Origin of the sequence: Lactonifactor sp. BIOML-A5 (genome assembly GCF_009677585.1) — a bacterium.
Classification (GTDB): domain Bacteria; phylum Bacillota; class Clostridia; order Lachnospirales; family Lachnospiraceae; genus Lactonifactor.
In genome coordinates this window covers 129,171-150,179 of the sequence record NZ_WKYV01000005.1, presented here as the reverse complement: position 1 = coordinate 150,179, position 21,009 = coordinate 129,171, and the positions used below count along the sequence as shown (strand labels likewise).

The 21,009-nt window shown below is 47.4% G+C and carries 18 protein-coding genes; 3 read left to right on the top strand and 15 right to left on the bottom strand.

Annotated features, from left to right (window positions below):
- Window positions 1-41: 41 nt before the first annotated feature.
- Window positions 42-1,559, top strand: coding sequence for an FGGY-family carbohydrate kinase (locus GKG41_RS05415; protein ID WP_154257544.1), 1,518 nt, complete (start codon window positions 42-44; stop codon window positions 1,557-1,559).
- 72 nt (window positions 1,560-1,631) lie between these two features.
- On the opposite strand, the gene GKG41_RS05410 is transcribed toward GKG41_RS05415, so the two are convergent.
- From GKG41_RS05410 to GKG41_RS05380, 7 genes are all read right to left on the bottom strand, one after another.
- Window positions 1,632-2,975, bottom strand: coding sequence for an aminomethyltransferase family protein (locus GKG41_RS05410; RefSeq protein ID WP_154257543.1), 1,344 nt, complete (start codon window positions 2,973-2,975; stop codon window positions 1,632-1,634).
- 23 nt (window positions 2,976-2,998) lie between these two features.
- Complete coding sequence (locus tag GKG41_RS05405) at window positions 2,999-4,213, bottom strand: MFS transporter (protein WP_154257542.1); 1,215 nt, start codon at window positions 4,211-4,213, stop codon at window positions 2,999-3,001.
- Window positions 4,214-4,424: 211 nt separating this feature from the next.
- Window positions 4,425-5,972 (bottom strand): helix-turn-helix domain-containing protein, encoded by a 1,548-nt coding sequence (locus GKG41_RS05400; RefSeq protein ID WP_173015524.1) that lies wholly within the window; start codon window positions 5,970-5,972, stop codon window positions 4,425-4,427.
- 172 nt (window positions 5,973-6,144) lie between these two features.
- On the bottom strand, window positions 6,145-8,691 hold the full coding sequence (locus GKG41_RS05395; RefSeq protein WP_154257540.1) for an FtsX-like permease family protein: 2,547 nt from the start codon (window positions 8,689-8,691) through the stop codon (window positions 6,145-6,147).
- Window positions 8,688-9,377, bottom strand: a complete 690-nt coding sequence (locus GKG41_RS05390) for an ABC transporter ATP-binding protein (protein ID WP_072854697.1) — start codon at window positions 9,375-9,377, stop codon at window positions 8,688-8,690. The genes GKG41_RS05395 and GKG41_RS05390 overlap by 4 nt, the downstream gene beginning before the upstream one ends.
- An 82-nt stretch (window positions 9,378-9,459) precedes the next feature.
- The gene (locus tag GKG41_RS05385; RefSeq protein WP_154257539.1) at window positions 9,460-10,449 is read right to left on the bottom strand and encodes a HAMP domain-containing sensor histidine kinase; all 990 of its coding nucleotides are present in this window, start codon (window positions 10,447-10,449) and stop codon (window positions 9,460-9,462) included.
- Window positions 10,436-11,122, bottom strand: a complete 687-nt coding sequence (locus GKG41_RS05380) for a response regulator transcription factor (RefSeq protein WP_154257538.1) — start codon at window positions 11,120-11,122, stop codon at window positions 10,436-10,438. The genes GKG41_RS05385 and GKG41_RS05380 overlap by 14 nt, the downstream gene beginning before the upstream one ends.
- Window positions 11,123-11,390: 268 nt before the next feature.
- On the opposite strand from GKG41_RS05380, the gene GKG41_RS05375 reads away from it, so the two are divergent.
- The gene (locus GKG41_RS05375; RefSeq protein ID WP_226902475.1) at window positions 11,391-11,759 is read left to right on the top strand and encodes a hypothetical protein; all 369 of its coding nucleotides are present in this window, start codon (window positions 11,391-11,393) and stop codon (window positions 11,757-11,759) included.
- A gap of 70 nt (window positions 11,760-11,829) precedes the next feature.
- Here GKG41_RS05375 and GKG41_RS05370 read toward each other — a convergent pair whose 3' ends face one another.
- From GKG41_RS05370 to GKG41_RS05350, 6 genes are all read right to left on the bottom strand, one after another.
- Window positions 11,830-13,047, bottom strand: coding sequence for a GGDEF domain-containing protein (locus tag GKG41_RS05370; RefSeq protein ID WP_154257537.1), 1,218 nt, complete (start codon window positions 13,045-13,047; stop codon window positions 11,830-11,832).
- Between the two features lie 16 nt (window positions 13,048-13,063).
- Complete coding sequence (locus GKG41_RS05365; protein ID WP_154257536.1) at window positions 13,064-14,263, bottom strand: GGDEF domain-containing protein; 1,200 nt, start codon at window positions 14,261-14,263, stop codon at window positions 13,064-13,066.
- A 139-nt stretch (window positions 14,264-14,402) separates the two neighbouring features.
- Entirely contained in the window at window positions 14,403-15,290 is an 888-nt protein-coding gene (locus tag GKG41_RS05360) for a LysR family transcriptional regulator (RefSeq protein ID WP_154257535.1), read from the bottom strand.
- A 2-nt stretch (window positions 15,291-15,292) separates the two neighbouring features.
- The gene (locus tag GKG41_RS23715; protein ID WP_256280977.1) at window positions 15,293-15,415 is read right to left on the bottom strand and encodes a hypothetical protein; all 123 of its coding nucleotides are present in this window, start codon (window positions 15,413-15,415) and stop codon (window positions 15,293-15,295) included.
- A 31-nt stretch (window positions 15,416-15,446) separates the two neighbouring features.
- Window positions 15,447-16,649 carry an MFS transporter gene (locus GKG41_RS05355; protein ID WP_154257534.1) on the bottom strand — a complete coding sequence of 401 codons (1,203 nt, stop codon included), beginning with the start codon at window positions 16,647-16,649 and terminating at the stop codon, window positions 15,447-15,449.
- A 53-nt stretch (window positions 16,650-16,702) separates the two neighbouring features.
- Window positions 16,703-17,536 (bottom strand): SDR family oxidoreductase, encoded by an 834-nt coding sequence (locus tag GKG41_RS05350; RefSeq protein ID WP_154257533.1) that lies wholly within the window; start codon window positions 17,534-17,536, stop codon window positions 16,703-16,705.
- Between the two features lie 300 nt (window positions 17,537-17,836).
- Between GKG41_RS05350 and GKG41_RS05345 the strand changes: the two genes are divergently transcribed.
- The gene (locus GKG41_RS05345) at window positions 17,837-19,012 is read left to right on the top strand and encodes an aldo/keto reductase (protein WP_256280980.1); all 1,176 of its coding nucleotides are present in this window, start codon (window positions 17,837-17,839) and stop codon (window positions 19,010-19,012) included.
- Window positions 19,013-19,170: 158 nt separating this feature from the next.
- On the opposite strand, the gene GKG41_RS05340 is transcribed toward GKG41_RS05345, so the two are convergent.
- Entirely contained in the window at window positions 19,171-20,319 is a 1,149-nt protein-coding gene (locus GKG41_RS05340) for a HAMP domain-containing sensor histidine kinase (RefSeq protein ID WP_154257531.1), read from the bottom strand.
- Window positions 20,316-20,999 carry a response regulator transcription factor gene (locus GKG41_RS05335; protein ID WP_154257530.1) on the bottom strand — a complete coding sequence of 228 codons (684 nt, stop codon included), beginning with the start codon at window positions 20,997-20,999 and terminating at the stop codon, window positions 20,316-20,318. Before GKG41_RS05335 ends, GKG41_RS05340 begins: the two co-directional genes overlap by 4 nt.
- Window positions 21,000-21,009 lie beyond the last annotated feature (10 nt).

The following is a 21,009-nucleotide window of genomic DNA, read 5'->3' as shown; positions in this document are numbered from 1 at the left end:
CCTACAAACAAACATTATAACATTACAATTGGGAGGTTTATATGAGCAAGTATATTTTAGCACATGATCTTGGCACTTCCGGGAATAAAGCCACACTGTTTTCTGAGGATGGGAGGCTGATTGGCCACGAGGTTTATTCCTACAATACTCATTATTTCAACGGCACCTGGGTAGAACAGGACGCTGATGACTGGTGGCGGGCAGTCTGCTGCACAAGCCGTCAGCTTATTGAATCCACCGGCGTTCTGCCATCTGACATTGCCGCAGTTAGCTTCAGCGGCCAGATGATGGGGTGCCTATGCGTAGATTCCTCCGGAACTCCCCTGCGTCCCTCAATGATATGGGCAGATCAGCGGGCTCAGAAACAAGCCGACCAGATTGAAGAACACATCTCTCAATGGGATTACTACCATATTGTAGGCCATCGGAATACGGCATCCTATGGTATCCAAAAACTTATGTGGATCAGAGACAACGAACCTGAAGTTTATGAACAGACTTATAAAACATTAAATGCCAAAGATTATATTGTGTTTCGTCTGACCGGGAAGTTTTATACGGAATATTCTGACGGCAACAGCAACGGGTGCTTTGATTTATTAAACCTGCAGTGGTCTGAAGAATTACTGTCTTATGCAGGTATTGACATAGACAAGCTTCCGGAGCTGAAGCCATCCACTTTTATAGCCGGTACCGTCACAAAAGATGCGGCGGCGGCCACCGGACTTGCCGAGAATACCCCGGTTGTCCTGGGAGGCGGAGACGGGGTTGCAGCCAATGTAGGAGCAGGCTCGATTGCACCCGGAAAGACATACAGCTGTATGGGCACTTCGGCCTGGATAACCACCACCACAGAAAAGCCTATTTTTGATGAACAGATGAGAACTGTTACCTGGGCCCATATTATACCCGGACTGTATGCCCCAAACGGTACTATGCAGTATGCAGGGGGAGCATACAGCTGGGTAAAAGAATGTATCTGTAAGATGGAATCTTATGATGCTAAGCTCCACGGAGGATCACCTTATGACTATATGAACCAGGCAATTCAGGACAGCCCTATAGGTGCTAATGGATTGATTTTTCTCCCGTATCTCCTTGGAGAGCGGGCACCCCGATGGGATCCCCATGCCAAAGGAGCCTGGATCGGGCTAAAGCCCGAAAATACAAGGGGGGATTTGCTTAGAAGTGTTTTAGAAGGCATCACAATGAATTTGTCTATTATACTGGATGTCCTTAAGACTCAGGTAGACATTAAAGAAATATTAGTCTTAGGGGGCGGTGCAAAGGGTAAAGTGTGGAGAGACATCATGGCTAATGTATATAATGCCAGAATCCTGGTTCCCACTTTATTAGAAGAAGCCGGTTCCATGGGCGCTGCTGTTACAGGCGGTGTCGGTGTAGGTTTATTTAAGGATTTTTCAGCAATTGATCGTTTCATACATATAGAAGCCACTCATGATCCGGTTCCTCAGGCTGCAGCTTCTTATACTCCGGTGAAGGAATTATTCGATGAGTGTTATTATGCGCTCAGAGATACGTTCAAAAAAATGAGATAGAGCAGCATTATGCCCTTCTTGGCGCTTAACACCCCTGCAGCCAATCACACGCTGCAGGGGTGTTCTTTTTCCCTATTCTTTCCTATAATGAGGAATCTCCTCCACATCAATAAATTTATTGTTGACAAATTCGGAATCGACATACGGTGTACGTGCTACTGTTACGCGTACCTTGTACTGAGGTGTTCCCGGTCTTCCCCAAAGAACTGAAAGTTCTGTTCCCGGTTTCGCATACTCTTTTTTCACAAAGCCCAGCGAAATCATCTTCCGGTAGTAGGCGCTTCTCGCCCGAACCGCGGAAACCCCGATTTTTTCATCTCCCAGCATAACATAATCCTGATGATAGATAAATCCGCCGCTGACATTCAGATTAAAATAGATATCTACCGGGTTTTCCCCGATCTCATCATAGGGTTCCACATCTCTCCCTCTGAACTGAGACGCAAATATCTCTCCCACATCATCGGCATTCCATTCCAAAGTAACTACATCCATGGGTGGATTCTCTGCAATCTTTAGAAGTGCTTTCTTTCCCGGAAACTCATGGTTAAAGTTCACCAGATTCCCCCACCCTACGTCATACGGAGTGCGGAATCTCACTTCCAGATCGTCTCCGCAGCTTCCCACGAGATGCCTGTTCCAGTTCCAGAAGCCCTCCATTGGATGTTTCTCCAGATAGGCGGCCAGTCCGGGATCCTCGTACCAGGGCAGAGGATAATGCATGTTCAGGTTAGGGAAGCCACCCTCTGTGTGATTCATAACATATGCCTGATTTCCCATTTTTTTGGCACCATATGTAACACCGATGTCCCAAAGCGCCTTATAGACCTCTTCAAATTTTTCCATATCTCCATGCAGTTCATACGCAAGAGTCCCTGCCATGCCCAGACGGAGAATCCGCACATCTACACCCGCAATCCGGATCATCATGTGTTTTGCAAACTTCAGCCCATGAATATCCTGCTTTGCCGCCTGCTCAATAATCTCAAGACTTTTAGGACCAGCAATCTGAAGGAAAAACTCCTTCATCATCATATTTTCCCCCGTAATATTCATAGTAGTCTTCGATGCTTCGTAATCAACCACCGGCATAATCCAGTAAGTGCGGAAGTGATCTTCTGCCAATGTCATAACAACACCGTCTGCGGTAATCTGACCTTTTTCATTGCAGCAGACAGCATGGCGGATCCCTCCCGGTTTTGCTGTTGTAAAGTCATTCACACAAATGGAACTTAAAAATCTTGCTGCATCCGGCCCTTTAATATCATAGATTGGCGAAGTGCTTAAAACCGTACAAAAATATGCCGTTTCCTTGGAGGCCAGTGTCTCTGCTCTCCATCCGTCATACACAAAGGGAACCAGCATCCCTCCGGAATTCATAAAGGTATATACGCCCTCATTGATTGTTTTCGTCATAATATCCCTCCTATATAGATTTTTTATATTGTTTCTTTAGATGTTGTAAACTCTGGTATCAAAAGCCCAAACACAAACATAACCAGCATGCACAGTGCCGCCAGGCTAAACAGCAGCCCATAATTTTCCCCGGCAATGGGGGTAAGAATGTAGGTGGGAATTAATACAGCCCCGAGAAGCTGCAAGGTTGCTATTACCCCTGCCGCGCTGCCTGCATACCTGATTCCAATTCCTTCCAGTAGAATCGGCGCTGAAAAAAAGATTGGCATAGCCGCACCCAGAAGCGTCCCTGTCAATAAGCAGAACGCGTACAGAAGCAGCACGGAATCAAACCGCCAGCATATGAGAACACTCACGAAAGACAGCGCTGCAATTCCCGGAACAAACCTTTTGACTCTCCCTACCTTCTGGAATATAATGGGGCCTGTAATTGAGCCCACACAGTTACCCAGTGTGATCATGGATGCAATTGTGCCGCACACCGCCAGATCCAACCCGTGCATCTTCTGCAGGGCTATCGGTAAAAATGTGGATAATGTCACATTGCAGCCCAATATCATCATGATGCAGACAGAAATACACCAGATTCCTTTGTTCTTCAGCACAACGCCCAGGCACTCCCTAACGGAAGCCTGCTTTTCTGAGATTTCCTCTTTCACTTCCTGTTCCCCAGAGGTACCCGGTCTGTCCTTCACAAACAGTAGCCACAGTGCAAAAACCAGAACGCCAAACACGGCTGCCGCCCCGTAGGCTGCCTTCATATTGGGAAATAAGACAGCTGTTGTAGCCGTGGCAAATGCTCCCGGGATTTGGCCGCATAGTGCAAAAACACCCATCAGCATCCCCACTTTCTTCGGTTCAAACCAGCTTCCCATTATTTTAGATGCATTGGTATTCACAAACATCTGGGAAAAACCCGTCAATGCCATGCAAAGAAAGAACGGCAGATAGCTCCCTGCAAAAATCCTGCCAATTAGCCCGATACAAGTCAGTACAAACGCAATACTGGTAACCTTTTTTGCTCCGAATCTGTCTGAGATAATCCCTCCCGCAAAACTCAAAAATATGGCCACAAGCATAGGTGAAGTGAACACAGAAGAAAATTGTGACGTTGTCAGCCCATAATCCGCCATCAGATCCGGCGCAAATACAGAAAGCTGATACTGTGCATAGGAGGCCGGCATATACGCCAGGCATAAGACAGCAAATACCAGCCATTTTTGATTCTTAGTTTCCATTAAACAGTTACCTCCAAACTAGCATCTTCCAATTTTTATTTCTGATTCCATAAATCATCGGCGCCGTATGTAACTTGATGACTTTATTATAAATAGAATGCAAGGGGAAAACATCGTCTCTGGATACTGTTATTGTTTTATTTTATCTGCTTTCTTTGTGCAATCATGCACAAAAAGGCAGGTGGAAATGCCTGCTTCCACCTGCCTGCTACTAATTCATTAATATTTTTAAAGAAAACAGCATATCTCCCGGAGATTCTTCTATAAACTTATCGCCAAAGAGCTCACGCATTTTTTCCAATCGATAATTCACCGTGTTTCTGTGGAGATAGAGTCTTCCAGCTGTTTTGGATACATTGCAGCTGCTTTCCAGATATGCATGCAGTGTTTCCATATAGCTGGTTCTATGTTCCTGATCATAGAGATAGATTTCGTAGATTTTAGGATGACATATGGCTTTTATGGATAAGTCTTCTGTTATTTTACGGGCTGCATACTTGTAGATGCATTCTCTAAAGCGGACAGCCCCATTTTTCTTCTTGTTTAAAGCATACCCAACAGCAATTTCAGCCTGCTTATAGCCATCCGGGATTTCTTCTATGCTGTCAAACATCTCACTGATACCTATGCAAAATTGTACCTCCCCTGCGAGTTTCCTAAAGTGTCCAATCCACGCATCCATCTTTTCACTGCTGTCCAAGTCACAGGCAAACACGGCAATGCCATTATGGTAGGACACAAAAATATTCTTCTGCTCCAAAAATCCCCGCTGCAGCCTGGTTTCCAGAGCCTCTAACGAATACAGCCCTTCCCCGTCTCCGATAAGCTGTCGGATATACAGAATATGCAGTCTTCTTTTGTCAGAGACACCCCCTGCTGACATTCGATTCCAAAAGTATTCTTTGCTAACCGGTTTTCTGTCCAGACAGTTAATAAAATTCTGCTTCCTGGCATCATATAATGTCTGATGATACCGTTCCAGAATTGGTGATAAATAGGATGCGAGATAGTCAAAAACAGCTAACTGCCCTGCCGTCATAGGGGCGTTCAAGGCTGTTGTTCCGAGATTGCCCAATCTTGTCTTACCCTTGGCATCATAGATATTGGCATTCATAAAATCAGGCCAGGTTTCATCTCCCAGGCGGTAGATTGCCGCAGCCTTTCTGCCCTCCACTTCTTCCAGTATCCCCAATTTCTTGTATAGCTGATACATTTCGGAGGAAAAGGTAACCTTCTCCCCCACAGCCAACTCCCACAGGGCATCTCTTTTTTCAGGAAGCTCTCCCGCCCAGCCCAAACAACTGGTAGAGCTGTCAAAAAGGCCAATTGGATTGGGGACTGCCTCCGCAGCAATACGAAGGACACCTTTCAGCGTTGTCCCTGCGATCTGTGCACGCAAAAGCCGTTCTTCCCATTCCTGGAACCATTCAAATACACCCGCAATCCTTTCCAGAACTTCCGACGCACACGTCCCGGTCTTCAGAAGAATCCACTGCTCTTCCCTCCAGGCTTCGGGAATGTCTTGTGTATTGAGGAATATCATATGCTTGTCATCAGACCACGGATCCCACCCGGCAAACCAGTCCTTCTGTCTGATTTCCCCATCTATCAGGTACACATAGTTCTCCCAGTCCGGTTTCTTCTCTGGTGTATATTTACGTATATTTTTTAAATCTAATACCGTAGTGTCAGGGATATGTGAATCCAATACCTCTTCACGCCGGAAATGCTCCGCCAGAATGTGCATGTTCAGCCGCATAATCGTCTCCTTTGTGGTATCTGCCGTTTTTTCCACTATACCAGAGTTCTGCTGCCCTTGGCAACTTTTCAGCGGAAGGGAAATGATTTTTCTATGTTGCCTGCCTCCTCCCGTGTAATAATCCCATATCGTCTGGCGGCGGCCAGACGATACGGACCTGAGCGCACACCCATCAGGCCATATCGTCCCGCAGGGCATCAATGATATTTTCTTTTCGTATCTTGCTTACCGCATACAGCATGGTAATAAATATTACTAAAAATACTCCGAGGATACTGATTGCCATACTGCTCCACGGGAAGGTATATGCAATCTCAGCACCGCCCAGTACCATACCCTTATAAATCAGCCAGGAAAGCAGCCCTGAGATGGGCAGGCCAAACAGCAGGGTCCGCAGACCATACAGGGCACACTCAAAGCGCATCATCTTATTGAAATCCCGGTCAGGCATTCCCACAGAACGAAGCATGGCAAGTTCCCTTCTTCGCAGCCTGATATTGGTGGAAATGGTGTTGAATACGTTTGCCACTGCAATCAGAGTAATCATGATGCTAAAAATAACTGTAAATAAGTTTACAATGAAGGAGACATTGCGGTTTTCCTCAAGGATCTTATGAAGATTGTACAGAGTATAATCCACGGCAGTACCTGCGCTGTCAATCATGGTCTGCATCTGCGCCGCAGACTGCCCCGGATGATCCGACCAGAAGGTAAATGCCATCTTTGTGGGGGCACTCAATGCGTCAAACTGCGGCTTCATCTGGTAAGGGGCGATCACCATAAGAACATAGCCCTTCACCTCGCCCGGATCCGCCGGCGGGGGGTCTAACGGGTAGGTATCCACAAAGGACGCATGGATCGTCTTTGTCTGTTCCCCGGATGCAGTACCCAGGGTAAACTCCATGGTCCGGTCTCTGAACACATCAATAATCGTGGAATCTACCATCTTTTTACCTACTATAATCATGTTTCCGTCCTGTGCGGTATACTCTTCGCCAGGGAGATCGAGGCTTTCCAGAAAACTCTGGTAGATATCATCCTCAATAAATTGAACGTCCAGCATCATCCCGGCTGTGTCACTCTCCCTGTCTATACCTGTATCCTCCCCGCAGCTGTCCAGGAATTCACTGGTAAGATCACTGGTTTTTACTGTGCAGGTATAGGTGGATACCGCCTGATAAGTACTTCTGGTTACACCGCCTGCGGTTTTCAGTTCGTCATACAGCCGGAGCGCTTCGTTTTCCCCCATATCCGCGGAATAGAAAGATATATCACCGTCTGCCTCCACCGCCGATTGCTCTCCCATCTCACTTAGGCATGAACTAAAAGCACTTGCCGATACAAACAGCACAACACTTAACGTTAGAGACAAAACAATACTGCGGTAGCGCCGCTTATTTCTTTTAAAATTTTTCAATGCCAGTGTCCCCTCAAGGCCGTAAATGCGTCCCAGCAATCTGGAGGTTTTTATAGCTTTCGCCTCTACCTTAATCTCATTCGTCTGGCGGATGCACTCCATCACAGGTGTGCCTGCTGCCTTTCTTGCCGGAATATAGGCTGAGATTAAAATGGTAATAAAACTGACAGCTGCCGCTGCTGCCAGCGCAGGAGCAGAAACACACAGGGTTAAGGGAACGGTATCGTAGAGCACATTTGCAAAGTTCCTGGCCACAAGCTCAAGTACAAGCTTGATACTAGGGATACCGATTAAAATACCCAGGGGAATGCCCAGGACACCAATGCAAATTCCCTCAAACAGCACTGAATTGCGCAGCTGCTTTGCCGTGGCTCCCACCGACATGAGAATTCCGAATTGATGTGTCCGTTCATTCAAAGAAATATTGAACGAGTTGTAAATCATAAAGACAGAACCCAGCATAACAAGCAAAATCACAATAATGCCTGTGGAATAGAGAAGGGTATTGAACAGGGTATCGTCAGAAGCACCCAGAAAACGCAGCACATTATCGTTCAGAACATAGGCACCGCCCCGGGCCGCCTCCTCAGCGTACGTTTGGATCTGACCGGTCTTTTTCAAAGCAGCAAAGGCGCTGACACGTCTCTTAGCATTTCCCCCATCCCCTATGGTAATCAGAGTATATCCGGGCGCGGAGTGTTCCTCAAAGGCCGGTCTTTGACAGATCCCTACCACCGTGTAAGTTTTCTCCGTTCCTGTTGTCAGACTTTCCTCCCCGGCGCGGTACGGATCGTGCTGTGAGAGTACTTCATCTCCCGCCTGACGGGTACCCGCTGTCAGGGTAAGGGTATCCCCCACTGAGAATTTTACGCCTCCGTTTGCCGCAAGGTGGACCGGGACAAGTATCTCCCTGCTGTTTTCAGGCAGTCTGCCGGAAACAAGCTGTACCGGCAAAGTATCGAAGGTATCCTCACAGAACCCGGCTATAAATGCATAGGGCTTGTCAGGATTTTTTCCATCCTCCAGCATTGCATAGCCGACATTTTCAAAGGAGGTAAGATTGGCAACCCTGCTGTCACCGGCTTGTTCCCGGACAAAATCCTGGTCCACATCCGGAAACTCAACGTGCCAGTCACCGCTTTTTGCAATGGCGCCATTTACCATATAGTTTTGCAGAGAGACAGCGAAGGTCGCCACCGCCGTGATCAGAGCAGCAGAGAGCGCTACTCCGATAACTGTAACCAGCGTACGTGTACGGTTCTTCCTCAGCCCCTGGAAGGCCACTTTATGAAAGATGTTCATCTAAGCCCCACCTGCCTCTCATCCCGCACCACCTTGCCGTCTGAGATGCCAATGATGCGGTCCGCCTGCAAGGCTATATTTTCATCATGGGTTACGAGGAGCAGGGTCTGCCCATATTTTTTATTGCTTTCTTTTAACAGTTTAATAATTTCATGCCCATTCCGGCTGTCCAGGCTGCCTGTGGGCTCGTCGGCCAGCATAACCTGGGGTGCGTTCATCAGAGCACGGCCAATAGCCACCCGCTGCTGCTGGCCCCCGGAAAGCTGATTGGGCAGATGGGTTCTGCGTTCCTGCAGCCCCAGCAGATCCAGCAAGTCGTTCAGCCGTTCTTTGTTTACCCTTCTCTTATCCATCAGAATGGGGAGGGTGATATTTTCCACTACATTCAGGGTGGGAATGAGATTGTGAAACTGGTAAATCAGGCCCACCTGCCGTCTGCGGAATATGGCGAGCTTTTCATTGCTCTGGGCATAAACGTCCTGTCCGTTCAAATATATCTTTCCGCCTGAGGGCACATCTACCCCTGCAATTGCGTGAAGCAGGGTGGATTTGCCGGACCCGGAAGAGCCGATGATAGCGGTAAACTCTCCCTTTTCGATTGTAAGGGAAATGTGATCCAGTGCGGTAATCTGGTTTTCACCCCTGCCGTAAACCTTACATAAATTTTGTATCTGTAAAAACTCCATTATGTGAGCCTCCTTTATTTTACTTTACCCATATAATAGAACTTTTGGCTTACATTTCTGTGACTTTTCCGTGAGAGATCCGTCACTTTGGAAAACGAATGCAGAAAACCGCCCCTCCCCGGGGATGATTCTTTGCAGTAATGGTCCCTCCGTGCCGGGTTATAATCCGCTTACAGAGAGCCAGTCCAATACCGTACCCGGCCGCGGCGCCATTCTTGCCGCTGTAAAACCGCTCAAACAAGCGGGGCAGATCCTCTTTTTCAAAGCCGCTGCCGCTGTCATGGATGGAGATCTCCCCGAACAGCGGGGTATCTTCACAGGCAATCCCGATTCTGCCGTTATCCCCCGCGCTTTGCATACAATTTTTTAAAATATTCTGAATAGCTTCAGAGAGCCAGCTCAAATCTCCCTGTATGGTCATTCCCTCCGGTACATCTGTCCGCAGTTCAATATTATGCAGTTCCATAGAGATCAGCAGAGGGCGGACTGCAGTATTAAGCAGGAGTTTCACATCAACCGGCACCCTCTGGAAAGCCACAATGCCGGCATCCAGGCGGGATAATTTCAATAAGGAATTAATCAGCCACTCCATCTGTACAAACAATTCCTCTGTTTCCCGCAGCAGCGCTCTCCGTTCCTTTTCATCTGTAGTTTTCTCTATCAGCGACAGAATAAGGTTTGCGGATGTGAGGGGAGTGCGGAGCTGGTGGGCAATGTCCGCAAGAGAGTCGGCTAGGTGTTCCTTTTCCCTTCTCAGCGCGTCGTTCTGCTCCCTGATACGCAGTGTCATCTTTGTGATCTCACTTTGCAGAATGGAAAGCTCACCCTCTTCTGCATCACTGATATATATATGGTCCGCATTATGAAGCACAAGATCGATTTGTTCGGAAATATGAACTAAGCTTTTATACCGGGCTTTTGTGAACAGAAAAAAAGCTGTTCCGAATAAAACAGCAGACACACCGGCAAGAACCCCGGCCGCCGGGTGGATGATAAACCCCAGGAATATTGTGACGGCAGTAATTAAGAAAAAGAAGTATGCAAACTGCCGAACCTCTCTATTTCGAAACATCTCCGCCTCCCAACCGGTACCCGGTTCCCCGAACGGTTAAAATAATCCGGGGCGCACTTGGATCGTCCTCAATCTTCTCCCGCAGACGCTTGATGTATACGGTCAGTGTATTGTCCGTGACAAACTCCCCCGCCGCATCCCACAATTCGTCCAGGAGCCTGCCTCTGGTGATAATACTTTTGGGGCTGCTGACAAACACCAGGAGAAGGCGGTATTCCAGGGCGGAAAGGAAGACCTCTCTGCCATTCTTCTTCACCACTCCGCTTGCCGTATCTACATGAAGCCCGCAGACTTCAAAATCTGTACCTGACCGCCCGTATTTTCTCAGAGCGGTGCCAATCCGGGCAATTAGTTCCCGGGGGCGGAAGGGCTTGGTGATATAGTCATCCGCCCCTATGTTCAGCCCCGTAACAACACTGGACTCATCTCCGGATGCTGTCAAAAAGAGAACCGGGATATCCTGGGTCTCCTTGATCTCTGTGCATACTGTGAACCCATTACCGTCAGGCAGGGAGATATCAACCAGTGCCAGATCAAATGTATTCCCCTCAAGCAGGGCAAGTGCTTCCCCCCGGGTAGCGGCATGAAGTACCGCAAACCCTTCCGAACGGAGCAGCAGCTCAAGGTTCTTCGCAATTGCTTTATCGTCCTCAACCAAAAATATCCGTTTCATTTACACCATCCTTTCCTCGGAAGATATATAATCCTCGTATCACTTCTTCAGAGCTCTATTATATTTCTTTTAGTGTAAAGATACAAGGAGGCTGTGATTATATTTTTCCGCCTGCTGCGAACTCAGCCAATACCATTCCTGATTCTTTTTAACAGCAATTGGCTTTCTGTTCTTTCGCGGACTGGCAGTCGTGATTGTACCCCCCACTCACACAATTCTCTTCCTTTTCATATGTTATATAGAGTCCTTTATGGAAGGAGAAATCCGAATGTCAGAAAATATGACCTGCAATTGTTCTGCAGACATAACCGCCTGTCCTGAACAGCTGAATGAAACTTGTCCTGCTACCGGCTATCAGGAAGTAAACGTTTGTGTTCCTGTAACAATAACCCCCTTTGCCCATGCAGGGGTTCCGTGTACCAGATGCTGTGGGGAACCTGTGGTGATACCGGGTGATACTACATGCGCCGGTACAGTAAATGGCATATGTACCTTAACCATCAGCCAAACCCTCTGTGTGGAAGTTCCTATTAATTTCGGTGCATCCGTAGCTGTAGGCGAGACTTTTGTGGACTGCCGCGGAGCTTCAAGCTATGACCCCTGTGCCTATTGCAGGGCTGAGGAGGAAGAGATATAATACCCATGAATCCCTGGGATATCGTTTAATATAGAAAGAATCTGGAGGCGGAAATCCCTCCAGATTCTTTCTATCTATACCGTGCCATTCCCTTTTCCTGCTTTTGCCTGTACATTCTGCGATCTGCCTCCTGCAGGAGCGCTCTCCATTCCGAAAATTCTGTACTCTCCACAATGCCGTAGCTGATAGACATGGAATATGGCAAAGCTTTATCCGCTGCGGCCGCCCGCAGTCTCTCATTAATTGTCTCCGCCCTTTTCCCGGCAATATCGGCTGACATGTCCCTAAAAAGTACCAGAAACTCATCTCCGCCGTAACGGTACAGGGAGTCCACCCGATTCCGGCAGGCACTGCTTATCTCTCCTGTGGCGGTCAGGATATAGCGATCCCCCTCCTCATGGCCAAAGGCGTCGTTCACCCTTTTCAGTCCGTCCAAATCCAGAAAGCACAAAGTAAACGGCACCTTCTGTTCCATCATAGATGCGATAGTCTCTTCTGCATACTGCCTGTTATAAAGTCCTGTCATAGGATCCAGGGACGCCTGATGCTTCAGTCGTTCCTCCTCCAGCTGTTGTTCTCTCAATTTTGCTTCCATCGTTCGGTTCTTATCCCGGTAATTGTCCAGCTCACAGATCCTCCAGGTATATCGTATGGCAATATAAAACCCTGCAACGGAAAAAACACAAGATTTTATGCTCCATATTTTAAGAACCAGGTCATTGAGTGTGGCAGAATACAAGAGCAGATTGATAAACAGATAGAAAAACAATCCGGTCATCATCTCCAGTATAAAGGAATAATGCTGCGGATGATCCAAAATCAGGCGGAATCTGCGTATAATTACCGGTTTTCTCATAAACTGCAGGACGAGTCCTGCCAGTATAAAACCCAGCAGTACAGGGACCCCCTTTACATTGCCGCTGCTCCGGATATGATTGTCAAAGTTATGCATGGGCTGCTGGATCAGAATCGCCATAATACTGCGGCAGAAAATATTCGCGGCAAGTCCGCAGATAATCCCTGTCAGAGTATGAAACAGGGCACAGCGTTTATCTCCTTTAAAGCAAAAAAGGGTTTCAAAAAACAGCAAAAATGCAAACAGAAGCCAATTTAAGACCAGATGAAATTCCAAAATACTGCAGATGATGAAAAAAAGGTAATTCACCAGAAAGCCGAGGATCACAAGACCCATCCGGGGATACGGCATTTTCCGGATATGGGATACCAGAAGAAAGTACTGCCAGTGATAATAAAAATAGGCCGCCGCCGTCAGCAATAGCAATAACATAGGACCGCCTCCTCTCCTAACGCCTTCTTGCCTGTTTATCCAGATACATTTCCTGATCCGCCCTGCGGAAGATCTGCTCTGTACTGTCCCCGGCATTTTCGGAAACATAGGCTACGCCATAGCTGAACGAGATACAGGAATCAGACTTCTTTGCCATATTCATACGGATGTCCTCTAACCGATTTGCCGCTGCATCCTTTTTACACCCGGGAAGCAGCACCACAAATTCATCCCCGCCTACCCTGGAAAATATATCGTCCCTGCGGAGCAGAGAGCCAAACTCATGCACAAACCGCATCAGGTAGAGATCCCCTGCGTGATGCCCGTCCCTGTCATTGACCTGCTTCAGGTGATCCAAGTCAATATAGACGAAGGAGAAAGGTTCCTTTGCCGCTTTCAGCGACTCCATTTTTTCTACAAGATAGCGGCGGGTAAATATATTGGTCATAGGATCCAGCACACTTTTGCTCCGCAAGACTGCCGCCTCCCGATCCTGCTGTTCCAATTTCTCTATCAGCCGGTAGTGCTCTTCTTCCAGGTAATGCTTCTTTAAGACAGCATAGAGATGCCTCAGAAAACGGATAAGGTAGAATTCCAGCAAAACTGTACTTCCAATCAGAAACAGAGGAAGCAGTCCCCACGCAATCTTTGAGACACAGAGCACACTGTCCAGCAGCAAAAAAGCATTGCAGAACCAGAGAAATATCATAAAAGGCCGCGCTTCCGCACTTTCTGATTGGGTACGGAGCACTTCAAGTACTATATTCCATCGGGGAATCATCCCTGCAGCCACACTGTTCACAGTAAACACCAATCCTATGGTGAGAATACGCCAGAAAGGCTGCTGCAAAAGCTCATACATCTGACTATGAGTGATGAGAGAGAATACCCCGATTAGAATCATGTGCAGGGCCATAGTGGTCAAATGGGTAAAGTTAATCAGGAACAGTTCCTTTGCGCGGCTCTCCTCTTTGCGGAGCAGACGGAACACTTTGTCCGTATAAGCCAGGATGTATACCACTGGAAGCGGAATATTGTACATTCCCCAAAGGGTAAACAACAGCACAGAAAAAAAACACCTGCTAAAATGCTTCCAGACAGAGGAGGCGTTGGGGTACCCCAATGCCTCCAAAGCCTTACGGGACACATAACCATATATCAGTGTACAGCACACCGGCACCAGCAGCCCCAGGCCCCAATACATATGTAACGGCAAAGGAATACCCCCTATCTGTTTTCAAAATTTATACCCTGCTTTTGCTTTCTTATGATTATATCAAATCAGAGTTGGAATATCAACAAACCTGCCGGCAAAGCAAAAAAGGCTCTGGATCAGCAGAACCTTTTCATACCTGTCAGGATTGTTCCAGAAGCGTCCAAACCAATCCTTTAATAATAGGGTTTTCCCGGTCTTTCCCCCAGGCTATAGCTATCTCGGTGTTATACCCCTCCAATTCTTTTAAAGGGCTGTAGGTGAGAAATGTGTTGTAGACAGAGTAGCTTTGCTCTGTAATCAGTATGACGGCATTGCCCAGCGCCACCTCAAGAAGGGCATCGTCAAGGGTTGGCGAATGAATTACATTTCGGGGTTTAAAGCCCGCTTTCTCCCAGAGCCCGCACATATAAAGATAGATCATAGGGGCCTTCTGGGGGTGCACCACAGTAACGGTATAAGAGCTTATCTGCTCCAGGGTAGGTGCCGGACAGGAAGCTAGGGGATGGTGGGGTGCCATAGCAACCATGAGCTTATCTCTGCGGAATACCCGATGAGTGAGAGCCGTGTTAGCCTCAAATTCCTGAGGAAAGCCAATGGCCGCGTCAATTTCCCTGGCATCAATTGCCTGCATCATTTTATGGGGCGGGATAATTACAGATTTGATATTGATCTGAGGGTAAGCCTCCCGGAATCTGCGAAGGGGCTGGGTCAGACTCATCCCGATGGCAAAGTCCGGAACCCCCAGGCGTATCTCCCCTACCTTTCCGGCGGCAGTCAGCATACCATGCTCTACTGCCTCTTCATATTTTTTTACAACATCCACAATGTTCTCATAAAAATCCTTGCCGGCCTCTGTCAGCTGCACGGATCGTTTCTGTCTTGTGAAGAGCTGAAATCCCAGCTCCTCCTCCATCTTAGATATACTCAGACTGATGGCTGTCTGTGTCACATTCTTTTCCAGGGCTGCTTTTGTAAAGCTCAGGTTTTCTGCAGCACTGATAAAATAAAGCATTCCTTTTATATCCATAGTCAATTCCCTGCTTTTGTCACATCTAATATTTTCGCCGCATCGACGCCGGCAGAGAAGCGAAGCGCTTCTCTGCCGGCGTCTGCATCCTGATCAAAGTATAACATTACAAAAGTGTTTGTCAACTGTGCCTTTCGGCTGTAAGCATTGATCCTGTTATCTTTGTTCTTTTTTATTCAGTTCAGGAAGGAAAATCGCAAATACTGACATAAGAGCAACGGATACCCCCGCCATAATAAAGTACAGGCTAAAGTTGCTGCCCGCTGCCGGTGTGATGATATAAGTAGGAATAATTACCGCCCCCAGAAGTTCCAGCGTGGTAATAACGCCCCCGGCACTGCCGGCATAAGCCGGGCCAATCTCAGGAAGAATCATGGGAAAGGACATAAAGGTAGGAATCAGCGCACTGATAAACATACCTGCCAGAAATACAATCACCGCCGCCAAAACCGGCGGAGCCATCCACGAGAAGGCCGCACACAGGGCTGCCAGAACCGCGCATCCAATCAGCGCCGGCTTCATGCGGGGCATCCTGGCTATAACGGTAGGGCCGAAGAAGGACCCGCAGAAGCTTCCTACTGTCATAATAGACGCGATAATCCCGGACATAGAAGCGCTGATCCCCCTGGACTGCAGCGCAGTTGGGAGAAATGAGGCCAGGGAAATATTACATCCCAGGATACAGGCCAGGCAAAGGCCTACCAGCCATATGTTCTTACTCTTCAGGGCCGGTTTCAGAGAGGTTAGGAGGGACTCCCCGGAACCGCCCCCTGCATTTTGGATGTAGGGCCCTTCTTTTACAAACAGAATCCAGAGCACAGCTACCGCCACTGAGGCAGCCCCGGAGATCCAGAGAGCCGTGGGGATCGATGGGAGCATTGCGGTTGTGGCGGTCCCAAGGGTCATCCCAACCGTATTTCCCGCCATAATCAGACCCATGATGGGACCAACCCGTTCAGGAGGATACCAGCCCCCGATTATTTTCGACATATTTACATTCAAAAAGGTGATTCCTGTACCCCCTAATATCATGCTGAAAAACAGGGTTGCATAACTATCTGCAAAGGGACGGTAACAAAGTCCGGCGGCAGAAATAATCAGCGTGACCATAATAACCTTCTTACTCCCAAATTTGTCTACAAGCACCCCGGCAATAATGCCAAGAAAAATGGAGGTCACCATAGGGGAGGTAAAAATACTGGAAAACTGATTCTGTGTCAGATTCATATTCTCCATTAACTGGCCGGCTAACGGAGAAAGCTGATACTGAAAGTAATTTCCCACCATCAGCGCAAAAAAGAGGATACCGCAGACTACTTTTCCATAATTGTTTTGCTTGTTATTGCTCGCATCATTCATCTATAAAACCTCCGCTGGCATAGGAACAGGTTCAGATATTATGCGGGGTTCTCTCACTTTTCCCCCGCAAGGGGTACGTTGCCCAGAATCGCAGACTGTCCGTGGGCATAGACGTATCCCATACCTCCGCCCACATAAAGCAGCAGGCCTGTAATATATGCCGATAAATCAGAAGCCAGAAACAAGGCCGGACCTGCAATATCGTCCGGAGTTCCCATCCGGTTTAGGGGAACCTCTCTGGTTGCAATTCCGTGAAAAGCCGCCTCCATAGCTTCCTTTTCCTCTGGCGGAAACAGCTCATCCCAGAACGGGGTGACAATGGGACCAGGTTTTATGCAATTTACCCGGATTCCCAGAGGCGCCAGTTCCATGGCCAGATTAATGGTCAGGGATTCACAGGCAGCTTTTGCCATATGATAGTCATAAGCAGGAGTGGTTGGGTTAAAGGCTCCGTTGGATGAACATAAGATGATCTTTCCGCTCTTCGCCTCCTTCATATGAGGAACCACTGAAAAAGCAAGGTTATAGGTTCCCGTCATATTTACATCCATAGTTGTTTGATAGCGTTCCTCCGGTGTCATATTTGAGTCACCGTCGTAGCTTCTCCCTGCAAAGTTTGCCAGGATATCGATCTTTCCAAACTCTTTGATTACAGCGTCCACGATATCATCGCAGCTTTTTTTGCTTGCAACATTAAGAGGGCCATAATAACGGGCCTCCCCGCCTGCATCTGTAATCTCCTTCAGGACACGGTTTCCCTTTTTGGGATTGGTTCCGCCGATAATCACAACCGCTCCCTCCCGGGCATAGAGTTTAGCCGTAGCCTCTCCCATCCCGCTTGTACCCCCGGCAACAATAGCTATCTGACCTTTTAACATATCTTTCATTAAAAATCCCTCCTTCTCACAAAGACAAAAATCTTAACAGCACCTGTTATTCATATTTTTAGTATATGAAATGCATTTGAAATACATATCTAAAATTTATTATGTTCCTTATGGCAGAAAAAGTCAATTAGTGATTATGCCACAAATCTCATCGAATATTTTGTTAATAAATTGGGCATTCACAAATTGACAATTCTATTTTAATTATTTATTATATAGATAAGTATATGAAATGTATTATAGCCTGATAGTAAGACACAGGTAAAAATGAAAATGAATAGTTTGGAAGGAGGATATGCTGTGGCAATTAATTTTGGCAAAAGGTTCGGACTGGGGGGACTGCGTCTGCCCATCTCAGATCCCAACGAACAGCGTTCGATTGATTATGAGACCCTTGAGAATATGATTGATATTTTTATGGATCATGGATTTAATTATTTTGATACCTCTTATATTTATCACGGAGGGTTATCAGAAGTGGCTCTGGGCAAAGCACTGGTAGATAGGTATCCCAGAGACTCTTTTCTGCTCTCAACAAAGATGCCTATTAAATTTATGAAAAAAAAGGAGGATATGGAAACCATTTTTGAAGAGCAGCTGGAGAAGTGCCATGTGGATTACTTTGATTTCTATCTAATCCACAGTATAGGCAAAGAGACCTATGAGAACTGTAAGAAATGGGATACCTTTGAGTTCCTGAAACAGAAAAGAGCTGAGGGTAAATTCCGTGAATTCGGCGTTTCTCTGCATGATTCACCGGAATTTCTGGACTTAATCCTGACGGAACATCCTGAGATTGACTTTGTTATCGAACAGATCAACTACATCGACTGGGAAAATCCTGCCATCCGTTCCAAAGAGATCTACGAGGTTGCGGTAAAACACGGGAAACCTATTGTTGTTATGGAAGCATGCAAAGGCGGCACGCTGGCCGAAGTACCGGATGAGGCAAAAAGAATCATGAAAGAATACAATCCGGATGCTTCTATCGCATCCTGGGCTTACAGGTTTGTGGGAAGTCTTCCCGGGGTCCGGGTAGTCCTTGCCGGCATGCCCCGGATGGAATTCTTGTATGATAATATAAAAACTTTTGAGGAATTTCAGCCTCTCAATGACGAGGAATATAAGATCATTGATAAGGTTGTGGAAATTATTAATGCCAATACACCCATTCCCTGTACCGTGTGCAGATACTGTGAGAGCGAATGTCCCAAGAATATTGCGATCCCGGACTATTTTGCACTGTATAACGATATGAAAAGGCTGGAGAAGAGCAGCTCTGCCAATGATGTCCTCACCCAGGCCTTCTATTACGGCAACTTAATTGAACAGGGACGGGGACCTGCTTCCGCCTGCATTAAGTGCGAAAAGTGCGTAAAAGTATGCCCCCAGCGATTGGAGATTCCGAAATATCTGGAAGAATACGTAGTTGCTGAACTGGAATCCTATAACCCGGAGGCACAGATTAAAAAGTAAAACAGACAGTGGATTTTATAGAATAGGGTGGAGGACGGTGACCAACCGCCGTCCCTTCACCTATTTAGACGTTCTGTTAACGCTCTCTTTATGCCGTTTCGCTGGAGAAGTTTCAGCTGTCCGCTGTCTCTTATACCCTATCTGACAACCTGGCAAGTTCAGGAAGGAAGCTTTGGACAGAGGTAAGGCAAATATATTTTAAAAGTGCTGCCATCTCCGGCTTTGCTAACTGCCTCAATCTTCCCCCCATGTCTCTCCACTATCATTTTCACAACTGCCAAACCCAAACCGGAACCCGGTATGCGCTGAGAACGGGACTTATCCGAGCGGTAAAATGGCTCAAAGATATGATTCAGGTCTTCTTCCGCAATTCCCAATCCGTTATCTTTTATCTGAACCATTACATGATCTCCCTCCTCAGTAACAGACGCAGAGACAAAGCCCCCCGGACAGTTGTATTTAATTCCATTTTCAATCAGATTATAAAAAGCACGGTAGAGTAGATTGGGATTTCCGTATACCCATGCGTCTGCTTTTTGTTCCGCTGACAGTGATACCCGGCTGTCCCCGGCTGTCCCCAAAAGCTCCGATACTGCCTGGTGAAGCAGAGAATATATCTCCACTTGTTGGTCCAAAGGCACCTCCCCAAGGCTGGCAAGCGCCAGCAGTCCTTCTACGGTCTTGATAATTCGTTCCAGAGACTTGTCTGTATCACTCATAAACTCTTGATAATCTTCTACTTCAGGGCGGGGTGTCATCTTCAGCACCTGAAGGGAGGTTTTAATAACTGCAAGGGGGGTTTTAAGCTCGTGTGCCGCGTTTGCAGCGAAGCTTTTCTGAATTAAGAATGCCTCTTCCAGACGTTCCATCATGCTGTTGAAGGCATCTTCCAGTACCCTTACCTCTCCCTGAGACTTTTTGATTTCCAGACGTCTGTCCAGGTTCTGATCATTTACTGCCTGCACAGACTGCGTCAGGTCTTTCAGCGGGCGGAGAGCCTTTCCCGCCGCCCAGTATGTGGCGGCCAATGCAAGCAGCACAATCACCGCCATGGCTGTGACCACCTGTACCGAAAACCGCAAGGAAGCCTGCTGATAGGTTACGCCGGGATTCAGGGCAGGGGGGAGCTCGCCCTCAGGCAGTGCGGGATCATATTCAGCCCTCCCCTCTTCAATCAGGGAAGCATAATCCCCGTAATAGCTTTGGGCTGAAAAAAGTGAATTGGCAGTTAAGAGAACACAAACAATCACCAATATGACGCCTACAATCCCTGTAATTTGAAGCTGCAACGTATGTCTTTTTATCATAAGTCCTCCTTGGGACACTGCAGACGGTACCCCTTTCCCCGCTCTGTAATGATATACTCTTTTGCCCCTGCATTGTCCAGTTTTCTGCGCAGGGAGTGCATATGAAAGCGAAAGGTGTTGGAAAATAGGTCTGCCCCACTGTCCCATGCATGCTCTATGAGTTCTTCCGCTCCCACTGCCTGTCCGGCATGGACAAATAAATACTCCAGCAGAGAATACTCTTTCCTGGTCAGCTTCACTTCCGCATCCCCCCACCAGACCTGTCTTGCTACAGTATCCATACAGAGTCTGCCACAGTTAATGATAGTATTTACAGTAGTAAACCGACGCCGAAGGAGTCCACGGATACGAGCCTCCAGCTCCTGAAACTCAAAAGGCTTTGTCAGATAATCATTGCTGCCCTGGTCTAACCCGTTCACTTTATCCTCCAGCGTATTGCGGGCAGATAAGATTAAGACCCGGAACGTATCGTCCTGGCTGCGGATGCGCCGCAGAACCTCAAGCCCGTCTATTTTGGGAAGATTAAGATCTAATATCATGAGATCATACTGATTCACCTCATAGAGATATAGGGCTTCCTCCCCGTCAAAGGCACAGTCCACCGAGTATCCCAGAAGCCTGAGTCCCTTTGCCACTGTTTTAGAAAGCAGCTCTTCATCCTCTACTACTAATAATTTCATATTCTCACCC

Coding starts and splice junctions, on each gene's coding strand:
- GKG41_RS05370 (WP_154257537.1), bottom strand. CDS start 13,047: ATGTTATTGCTATTGCTGACGGCGGCGGCCTATTTTTATTATCACTGG.
- GKG41_RS05385 (WP_154257539.1), bottom strand. CDS start 10,449: ATGTTTCGAAATAGAGAGGTTCGGCAGTTTGCATACTTCTTTTTCTTA.
- GKG41_RS05405 (WP_154257542.1), bottom strand. CDS start 4,213: ATGGAAACTAAGAATCAAAAATGGCTGGTATTTGCTGTCTTATGCCTG.
- GKG41_RS05400 (WP_173015524.1), bottom strand. CDS start 5,972: ATGCGGCTGAACATGCACATTCTGGCGGAGCATTTCCGGCGTGAAGAG.
- GKG41_RS05415 (WP_154257544.1), top strand. CDS start 42: ATGAGCAAGTATATTTTAGCACATGATCTTGGCACTTCCGGGAATAAA.
- GKG41_RS05375 (WP_226902475.1), top strand. CDS start 11,391: ATGTCAGAAAATATGACCTGCAATTGTTCTGCAGACATAACCGCCTGT.
- GKG41_RS05395 (WP_154257540.1), bottom strand. CDS start 8,691: ATGAACATCTTTCATAAAGTGGCCTTCCAGGGGCTGAGGAAGAACCGT.
- GKG41_RS05335 (WP_154257530.1), bottom strand. CDS start 20,999: ATGAAATTATTAGTAGTAGAGGATGAAGAGCTGCTTTCTAAAACAGTG.
- GKG41_RS05380 (WP_154257538.1), bottom strand. CDS start 11,122: ATGAAACGGATATTTTTGGTTGAGGACGATAAAGCAATTGCGAAGAAC.
- GKG41_RS05390 (WP_072854697.1), bottom strand. CDS start 9,377: ATGGAGTTTTTACAGATACAAAATTTATGTAAGGTTTACGGCAGGGGT.
- GKG41_RS05410 (WP_154257543.1), bottom strand. CDS start 2,975: ATGACGAAAACAATCAATGAGGGCGTATATACCTTTATGAATTCCGGA.
- GKG41_RS05340 (WP_154257531.1), bottom strand. CDS start 20,319: ATGATAAAAAGACATACGTTGCAGCTTCAAATTACAGGGATTGTAGGC.
- GKG41_RS05355 (WP_154257534.1), bottom strand. CDS start 16,649: ATGAATGATGCGAGCAATAACAAGCAAAACAATTATGGAAAAGTAGTC.
- GKG41_RS05360 (WP_154257535.1), bottom strand. CDS start 15,290: ATGGATATAAAAGGAATGCTTTATTTTATCAGTGCTGCAGAAAACCTG.
- GKG41_RS05350 (WP_154257533.1), bottom strand. CDS start 17,536: ATGAAAGATATGTTAAAAGGTCAGATAGCTATTGTTGCCGGGGGTACA.